This is a genomic window from Microcoleus sp. FACHB-831, from assembly GCF_014695585.1.
GTDB lineage: Bacteria > Cyanobacteriota > Cyanobacteriia > Cyanobacteriales > FACHB-T130 > FACHB-831.
The window spans coordinates 189,322-198,137 of sequence record NZ_JACJON010000061.1 but is presented as its reverse complement, the minus strand read 5'-3'; the positions used below and the strand labels follow the sequence as shown (position 1 = coordinate 198,137).

General features: G+C 48.1%; 5 protein-coding genes and 1 pseudogene. 4 read left to right on the top strand and 2 right to left on the bottom strand.

What is annotated here, in order from left to right:
- From H6F77_RS17930 to H6F77_RS17920, 3 genes and pseudogenes are all read left to right on the top strand, one after another.
- Positions 1–132 (top strand): annotated as a pseudogene (locus H6F77_RS17930) (photosystem II D2 protein (photosystem q(a) protein)); the annotation flags it as partial.
- Positions 116–1,501 carry a photosystem II reaction center protein CP43 gene (gene psbC, locus H6F77_RS17925; RefSeq protein ID WP_190489902.1) on the top strand — a complete coding sequence of 462 codons (1,386 nt, stop codon included), beginning with the start codon at positions 116–118 and terminating at the stop codon, positions 1,499–1,501. The pseudogene H6F77_RS17930 and the gene psbC, both read left to right, overlap by 17 nt.
- 152 nt (positions 1,502–1,653) lie before the next feature.
- Positions 1,654–1,839, top strand: a complete 186-nt coding sequence (locus H6F77_RS17920) for a PCP reductase family protein (RefSeq protein ID WP_190489901.1) — start codon at positions 1,654–1,656, stop codon at positions 1,837–1,839.
- Between the two features lie 348 nt (positions 1,840–2,187).
- Here H6F77_RS17920 and H6F77_RS17915 read toward each other — a convergent pair whose 3' ends face one another.
- Both H6F77_RS17915 and H6F77_RS17910 read right to left on the bottom strand, forming a co-directional pair.
- Positions 2,188–3,009 (bottom strand): SWIM zinc finger family protein, encoded by an 822-nt coding sequence (locus H6F77_RS17915; protein WP_190489900.1) that lies wholly within the window; start codon positions 3,007–3,009, stop codon positions 2,188–2,190.
- Between the two features lie 46 nt (positions 3,010–3,055).
- Positions 3,056–6,259 carry a sll1366 family intein-prone helicase gene (locus tag H6F77_RS17910; protein ID WP_190489899.1) on the bottom strand — a complete coding sequence of 1,068 codons (3,204 nt, stop codon included), beginning with the start codon at positions 6,257–6,259 and terminating at the stop codon, positions 3,056–3,058.
- Between the two features lie 382 nt (positions 6,260–6,641).
- Between H6F77_RS17910 and H6F77_RS17905 the strand changes: the two genes are divergently transcribed.
- Positions 6,642–8,792, top strand: coding sequence for a polyribonucleotide nucleotidyltransferase (locus H6F77_RS17905; RefSeq protein ID WP_190489898.1), 2,151 nt, complete (start codon positions 6,642–6,644; stop codon positions 8,790–8,792).
- The last annotated feature ends 24 nt before the right edge of the window (positions 8,793–8,816 follow it).

Here is an 8,816-nt window from a genome sequence, read left to right as displayed (position 1 = left end):
GAATTTGAGACGTTCTATACCAAGAACATCTTGCTGAACGAGGGTATCCGCGCTTGGATGGCTCCTCAAGATCAGCCTCACGAAAACTTTGAATTCCCCGAAGAGGTTCTGCCACGTGGTAACGCTCTCTAATAGTTCTATGGTTGCAGGCGGTCGCGACCAAGAATCATCAGGTTACGCCTGGTGGTCTGGTAACGCCCGACTGATCAATTTCTCCGGTAAGTTGCTGGGCGCTCACGTTGCCCACCAAGGTCTGATTGTTTTCTGGGCTGGAGCAATGACTTTGTTTGAAGTCGCTCACTTTGTCCCAGAAAAGCCTATGTACGAGCAGGGATTAATCCTGCTGCCTCACCTCGCCACGCTGGGCTGGGGTGTTGGCCCTGGCGGTGAAGTTATCGACACCTTCCCTTACTTTGTTGTCGGCGTTCTGCACCTGATTTCATCTGCTGTTTTGGGTCTGGGTGGCATTTACCATGCCGTTCGCGGTCCTGACACCCTCGAAGAATATTCCGCCTTCTTCGGGTACGACTGGAAAGACAAGAACAAGATGACCACCATCCTGGGGATTCACCTCATCCTTTTGGGAGCGGGTGCGCTGCTGCTGGTGGCTAAGGCCATGTTCTTTGGCGGTGTGTACGACACTTGGGCACCCGGCGGTGGTGATGTTCGCGTCATTACCAGTCCTACGCTCAACCCAGCAGTGATCTTCGGCTATCTGTTGAAGTCTCCCTTTGGTGGCGACGGCTGGATTGTCAGCGTCGATAACATGGAAGACATCATCGGCGGTCACATTTGGGTCGGCCTCACTTGTATCTTCGGTGGTATCTACCACATTCTGACCAAGCCTTTCGCTTGGGCGCGTCGTGCATTCATCTGGTCTGGAGAAGCTTATCTCTCCTACAGCTTGGGCGCACTGTCCCTGATGGGCTTCGTTGCCTCCTGCTACGTTTGGTTTAACAACACTGCTTACCCCAGCGAATTCTACGGGCCAACGGGTGCTGAAGCATCTCAAGCTCAGGCGCTGACCTTCCTGATCCGCGACCAACGCTTGGGTGCTAACGTAGGTACTGCTCAAGGCCCAACTGGTTTGGGTAAATACTTGATGCGATCGCCCACTGGTGAAATCATCTTCGGTGGTGAAACGATGCGCTTCTGGGATTTCCGCGGCCCTTGGTTGGAGCCTCTGCGCGGTCCTAACGGTCTGGATCTGAACAAGATCAAGAATGACGTTCAGCCTTGGCAAGCTCGTCGCGCTGCTGAGTACATGACCCATGCTCCGCTGGGTTCTCTGAACTCTGTGGGCGGCGTTATCACGGATGTGAACTCGTTTAACTACGTGTCTCCCCGTGCTTGGCTGTCTACTTCTCACTTTGTCTTGGGCTTCTTCTTCCTGATCGGCCACCTGTGGCACGCTGGTCGCGCTCGTGCGGCTGCGGCTGGATTTGAAAAAGGCCTTGACCGTGAGAACGAACCAGTAATGTCTATGCCTAACCTAGACTAAAAAAGTGAAAAGGTATAAGAAATAATTTCTTTTTACCTTTCCTCTTAAAAAAGCTCCTGTGTAAAAGCAGGAGCTTTTTTTATGCCAATAGAAAAGTAAAATTAATAGTACGCAGGCTTGTTAGAAAAGCTGATAGCTGAAGGGTTAATATTATGCGCGACTCTCATTTGACTGATGTTTTAGAGTGGACGCCCGCAGCAAAGACCAAGCTGAAGAATATTCCTTTTTTTGTACGTGCCCAAGCTCGTCAAAGGATTGAGCAGTTTGTTAGGGCGGCTGGGGAAGAAGTTGTGACAGCTGAGTTAGTAGAGCAGGCGCGGTTGGAGATTGGTCAGTAAGAGCGATCGCGTTCCGCTTTTCGTTGGCTTTATTTTGTCAGGGGCGATCGCCAGCTATCCTGGCAAACCCCAAATTTGCTGGTATGTTGGTAGTTCGAGTGCGGGTAAACACTAGATATCCGCTTAAGTGACTTCCTCCTTCGCCTTACGCATTACGAATTGCTCGTGGGGCATTCTAGTCATTTACTGATTTTCGAGTATCTTCTAGAGCAATCCTAGTTTAAAGGCGATCGCATATTTTCTAGGTGATGGTGGGTTACGGCGCGATTTAAGATTTATCGTTGGTTTCATAAATTAATTACCGCACCGTAACCCACCATAAAGATGTTGGCTGGTTATTTACTCGTCTCAACTACCTTCTACATTCATTGCTGATAGCATCGACTGTTGGCTTACAGCTTTATAAATTGCATCCAAATACTGCATCACCCGTTGGGAATCTGAAGCCTTTTTGTCCCCTAGAGGAATTGGCCCCAAAACATCTAAAATTGTGTCGCCGCTGGGTGGTGCGATAACAACTAAGGATGAGTCTAGCGGCTCGTTATACTGCCAAAATTGCTCGATATTTATTGGGGTTGGCTGTCTCGGTGGTTCGCTAACTGGCGCATCAGTAATTTCCGGCTGAGACACTACATCGCCACCACCCCTCAACTTTCGCAATACATCAATAATTTGTTCTTTGGTTCGACCCCGCAACTGAAATATTACAAACGGATCTTCGCTGAAGCGATCGCCTAACTGATAATATACCGCCCCAATGTGTTTGCAGGGTATCTCTTTATCAGGACAACTGCACCGCGAATGAACCTCCGAGAGCGTAAATGGAAATACACTTAGGCCATTTGCAGTAAACACTTCTTCAATATTTGGCGGCATTTCTCCCGCTAAAAGTTGTGCTGAAAAAATTGCTCTTTCAGACATTGTTTCAATCGTATATCCCCACTGTTCATCAGTAAAAGGGTCTAGCGACAGGGAAACTTGATAAGGTTCTGGTGCTGTACCTTGCACTTTGGCTAAAACTTTTGCACCTTTAAACTCGATGCTGAGAACGTTCCCTTGCATTGCATAATTTCGTGCCCTTTCTAATCGCTTTTTGAAACGCGATTTTTCTAGCAAATCAATCCATTGTTGCGCCCACCATTCGCGGGTTTCTATTTCGTAATCGCTCATATGAACTTTGGTAATGGGTAATTGGTAGTTGTCCTATGACAAAAATTTATTCTTCGTCAATAACAGCACTGCGGTCTAACAATAGTAAATTACGCAACCCATCGGTATCGAGTTGGGTTAACCACTGTTCGCCTGCATCAACGGTTTGTTCTGCAAGCGCTTTTTTACTTTCAATTAATTCATTAATTCTTTCTTCCAAAGTTCCTGTACATACAAATTTATGTACCTGAACGTTGCGAGTTTGTCCAATGCGAAATGCCCTATCAGTTGCCTGATTTTCTACAGCTGGGTTCCACCACCTGTCAAAGTGAAAAACATGATTAGCCCGTGTTAAGTTAAGGCCAGTTCCACCCGCTTTTAGGGATAAAATAAATATTCTTGGCCCTTGGGGGTCGTTCTGAAAACGGTCTATCATCTCCTCTCGTTGTTGTTTGCGAGTCCCGCCATATAAAAACAGAGTTTCCCAGCCCATCTTTGACTCTAAATAGGGTTTGAGCAGCTTTCCCCATTCGGCAAATTGAGTGAATATTAAAGCGCGATCGCCTTCTTCTAGCGCTTCTTCTATCATTTCCTCTAAACGCAACAATTTTCCTGAACGTTGCGGAGTCCCCAGCGTGTCTTCCTTCAAATATTGTGCGGGGTGGTTGCAGATTTGCTTTAGTCTTAGTAGGAGAGTAAGAATCATCCCGTGACGCTTGATACCCTCCGCTTCATCAATATCGTCCAAAGAGCGATCCACGAGTTTTTGATAAAGTGCAGCCTGCTCGGATGATAATCCGCAAAATACATTCATTTCAAGTTTTTCTGGCAAATCTTGAATGATTTCGCGGTCGGTTTTGAGACGGCGGAGAATGAAGGGTTGGACGAGCGATCGCAATGTCTCCAAGGAATCTTTATCCCCATACTTTTCAATCGGCATCGCAAATCGTCGCTGGAAGAATTGTCGCGATCCTAAATAATCGGGGTTGAGAAAATCCAAAATAGACCACAGTTCTTGCAGCTTATTTTCTACCGGGGTTCCTGTTAGCGCAATACGAAAACCAGCCTTAAGCTGACGCACCGCTTGCGATTGCTTTGACTCGGAGTTTTTAATATTCTGTGCCTCATCTAGAACTACTCCCCGCCAGGAAATACTCTTCAAAGTTTCGGCATCTCGAAATGCTAGCGCATAACTCGTGACTACCAAATCGTTACCCTTAATCGCCTTAGCAAAAGCTTTACCTTTTGCACGTTTATCACCGTGATGTACTAAAACTTTTAGCGTTGGGCCAAATTTATTAACTTCCCGTTCCCAGTTACCCAATACTGAAGTAGGGCAAACTAATAGCGTTGGTTGGTCTAATTTTTGTTGCTCTTGCAGATGCAGTAAAAATGCAATAGTCTCGATAGATTTTCCTAATCCCATATCGTCTGCGAGACACGCTCCCAAACCCCAACCCTCTAAAAATGACAACCAACCGACCCCCCGCGCTTGATAAGGACGCAGTTGACCGTGAAAACTAGCTGGGGGAGCGATCGCCTCAATCGTCTTGTTATCACTTAAAGTTGTCAGCAGCCCTTGCAATGCCCCAGAAGCCTCAAAGCTGACTACGGGAAGTTTTTCAATTGTTTTAGTATCCCCCGTACTTAAGCGCACAGCATCTTCCAGAGAAAGAACTACCTGCTGTTTGGGCGTCGCTAAAAGTGCCTGCGCTGCCTTAATATCTGATGGTTGCAGCGCTATCCACTCGCCATTTACTTGCACGAAGGGAGTCTTGAGCGCTACAAGGCGGTCAAATTCCTGCTTAGATATGGTTTTTTCACCAATAGCTAATTCCCACTCAAAATCAAGCAAGCTCTGCAACCCTACACCCCCGGCTAGCGGCGTCGCTGCGCGGATTTTTAGACCTAAGCGGGGAGCTTTGCCATCGCGATTTGCCAAAAAAGGCGGCAAAACGACTCCTAATCCACTATCTTGCAAGCGCCATGCAGCTGCATTAATAAACTCATACACCTGAACGGGTGTGAGAGTACAAGATTTGGGATGTCGATTCTGTAAGCTGGTTTGAATTGGCGGATATATCCGGGAAGCCAACCCCAAACCTCTGAGGAATGTTTCTTGGGGATGGCCAATTGTGCGATTTTTGAAGATAAGACGCGCTTCGGCGTGCTTCCAAATGGTTTCAGCATCTACTAAAAATTCGCGATCGCTGTCCGCCTGCAAGAAATACTCCAAAGTCCAGTTGCTTGAGCTAGAAGCTGGCGGTTGTAGAACAAAACAGGTAAAAAACAGCTTTTCGCCCAAAGCCAAGCTGTTTACAAGCGATGGGGAGAATAGATGATCTTGCACTGGCTCTGTCCAAGCTTGAAGAGCCGCTTGCAGACGTTCCCAGCCCTGGGGTGCTGCCTCAACAGTGGCAGATTTTTCTCCCAAGGCTTGCAGCCATTTTCTGATAGTGGGTTCTGTTGGAGGTGGCGACTGTGCTAAGACGCGATTAATCGGCGTCTCCAGACAACTCCGCACCCTCACATCTACTGTACTGCCCAGGAATCCCAACAGTAATTCCTCTGGTTCGAGCAATTTTGCATTTTGGATTTTAGATTTTGAATTTTCTTCCTCGCTCAATCCAAAATCAAGGTGGTAGGTGCGGCAGCTTCCTGGCATAGTAGCGGCAAACTTGGCTAGGCGATCGCGATCTACGCCGCTATCTAACAGCGATCGCCACCTGGCTACTACTACACCATTCTTCTCTTGTTGGAGTGTGGGCAAAAATTTACACCGTGCCAGCAGATCTAAGCTCCACCGGGCAACTTGCGACCAAAAACGTAAATCTGGCCCCACGTATGCATCGGCTGCCTTAAACGAGCCAAGGGGCAAAGCCTGCAAAAATTTAACCGCTTCTAGTGCGTTTAGGCACAGCCCCTCAACTTTCCAGGGTTGTAGAGTGCAAAGGCGAATTTCCTCTAGTGAAGTTCCAGAATAAGCAGGGTAAGAAGCTTTACCTTTTTCCAAGATCTGAGTGGGGAGGGAAATAACCTGATGAACCCATCTCGAACCATTCTGCTCCCCCACGTCAATAAATTTAGCTAAGGAAATGCGGTTCTTTCCCAAAAAGTCTGTCAACTCCTCCTGCGTCATCGCTAAAGGATGAGATGGCACCCCCTCAGTTTTAGAAGATAACTCAGGCGTCATTCGCCGCCAGGTTTCTCCCCAAATGAACAAATAACCACCACTCGGTTGAACTAACCAACTACCGTGTAAAGTTGCCATTCCACAAATCCTGAAACTTGAGACAAAATACTAAAGACTTTTTTAAGAGCGATCGCCTTGCCCCTTCAGGTGCTGGGTAAGCGTCCTCAAGTATGCGCGGCGAACTGAGTCTAAACGATGAAAACAAGTAATTTTATTTATACAAACCAAAAATACCAGCTTCCCCCCTATTGAATTAGACATCAACCTGGGCAGTGCTATAAATTTGGGCGTAAGACTTGAATATTCATAAGTAAAACTTCCTTAGTTCCTTGTTGTTTATCATCCACATGATCCATAGTGCATAGCGTTATTACCCCCTTAGTCATCTCTCTAAAGGCAGCAGAAGTCCATCAGTGCTAGGATTGCCACAGATAAAGAAAAGAGAAGGACAAAGTACCGAATGGTAGAGCTAGATAAGTCAATATCCTTTGATGGACGGGATATTCGACTCAAAGTGGGGCTGCTTGCTCCTCAAGCGGGGGGTTCCGTTCTTATTGAGTCAGGAGAAACGACCGTTTTGGTAACTGCCACCCGTGCAGAAGCAAGAGCTGGCATAGATTTTCTGCCTTTATTGGTGGATTACGAAGAAAGACTCTACGCGGCTGGTCGAATTCCGGGGGGTTTCCTGCGGCGCGAAGGTCGTCCGCCAGAAAAAGTTACCCTTACCAGCCGTTTGATCGACCGTCCTCTCCGTCCACTATTTCCCAATTGGCTCAGGGATGACATTCAGGTTGTAGCAACCACGATGTCGATGGATGAAGAAGTGCCACCGGACGTGCTGGCTGTGACGGGGGCTTCCATTGCGGTGCTGTTGGCAGGGATTCCTTTTAATGGGCCGATGGCGGCAGTGCGCGTGGGTTTGGTAGGTGATGATTTTATTATCAACCCTACTTACAAAGAAATCGAAGCAGGCGACTTAGATTTGGTTGTAGCTGGTTCGCCCGATGGTGTCGTGATGGTAGAGGCTGGTGCCAACCAGTTGCCAGAGCAAGACATCATTGAGGCGATTGATTTTGGCTATGAAGCCGTGCGCGACCTGATTCAGGCGCAGCGGGATTTGATTGCGGAATTGGGAATTGAGATAATAACAGAAGCCCGTCCCGAAGTAAGTTCAGTACTAGAGGAATTTATTCGCGATCGCGCTGCTACTGGAGTCAAGGAAATCTTAACTCGCTTTCTAGACAAAAATGAACGCGATGCGGCTTTGGATGAAATCAAGGAATCTGTCGCAGTAGCGATCGCAGAATTGCCAGAAGAAGATCCCATCCGCGTCTCAACCCAGGAAGATAGTAAAGCACTAGGCAACCTCTTCAAAGACCTGACCAAAAAACTAATGCGCCGCCAAATTATGGAAGAAGGCGTGCGCGTAGATGGTCGCAAACTAGATGAAGTGCGTCCTGTTTCTTGTCGCGTTGGCCTGTTGCCCCAGCGAGTGCATGGTAGCGGTCTATTTAACCGGGGGCTTACCCAGGTGTTATCTGCGTGTACTCTCGGAACTCCTGGAGATGCCCAAGACTTGGCAGACGACCTGAATCCCGAGAATGAGAAGCGCTATCTGCATCACTACAACTTCCCGCCCTATTCTGTTGGCGAAACCAAGCCGATGCGTGCCCCAGGACGGCGAGAAATCGGTCACGGTGCCCTAGCTGAACGCGCGATCGTTCCTATATTGCCGCCCAAGGAAGTTTTCCCTTACGTGTTGCGCGTAGTGTCGGAAGTTCTTTCTTCCAACGGTTCCACTTCTATGGGATCGGTCTGCGCATCTACACTTGCTTTGATGGATGCTGGAGTCCCGATTATCAAGCCAGTCAGCGGTGCAGCAATGGGGCTGATCAAAGAAGGCGAGGAAGTGCGGATTTTAACAGATATCCAGGGAATAGAAGACTTCTTGGGAGACATGGACTTCAAAGTGGCGGGTACAGATAGTGGTATCACCGCTTTGCAGATGGACATGAAGATCTCTGGGTTGTCGATGGAAGTAGTTTCCCAGGCGATCGTTCAAGCAAAAGCGGCGCGGCTGCACATCCTGGATAAAATGCTATCCTGCATTGACAAGCCAAGGCCACAGATGTCGCCCTATGCGCCCCGCCTGCTGACCCTGAAGATCGATCCTGAGTTAATTGGCTTGGTGATTGGCCCTGGTGGCAAGACAATCAAGAGTATTACCGAAGAAACGGGTGCCAAGATTGACATCGAAGACGATGGAACTGTTACAGTTTCAGCCATAGATGGCGAAAAGGCGAAGCGAGCGATCTCCATTATCCAGTCGATGACCAAGAAGCTAAACGAGGGGGATGTCTACGCTGGTCGCGTGACAAGAATTATCCCCATTGGTGCTTTTGTGGAAGTGCTTCCTGGAAAAGAAGGGATGATCCACATATCTCAACTGGCCGATTATCGAGTTGGTCGAGTAGAGGATGTTGTAGCTGTCGGCGATGAGGTGATTGTCAAAGTGCGCGAAATTGACAACAAAGGCCGAATTAATCTTACGCGGTTAGGCATCCACCCTGACGAGGCAGCTGCGGCTCGCCAAGCGGCAGGACTAGGCTAAAAACTGCGATCGCCTACATTAGAG

Bases quoted from the DNA above. Each gene is read 5' to 3' on its own strand.
- H6F77_RS17905 (WP_190489898.1), top strand. From the start codon at position 6,642: ATGGTAGAGCTAGATAAGTCAATATCCTTTGATGGACGGGATATTCGA.
- H6F77_RS17915 (WP_190489900.1), bottom strand. From the start codon at position 3,009: ATGAGCGATTACGAAATAGAAACCCGCGAATGGTGGGCGCAACAATGG.
- H6F77_RS17920 (WP_190489901.1), top strand. From the start codon at position 1,654: ATGCGCGACTCTCATTTGACTGATGTTTTAGAGTGGACGCCCGCAGCA.
- H6F77_RS17910 (WP_190489899.1), bottom strand. From the start codon at position 6,259: ATGGCAACTTTACACGGTAGTTGGTTAGTTCAACCGAGTGGTGGTTAT.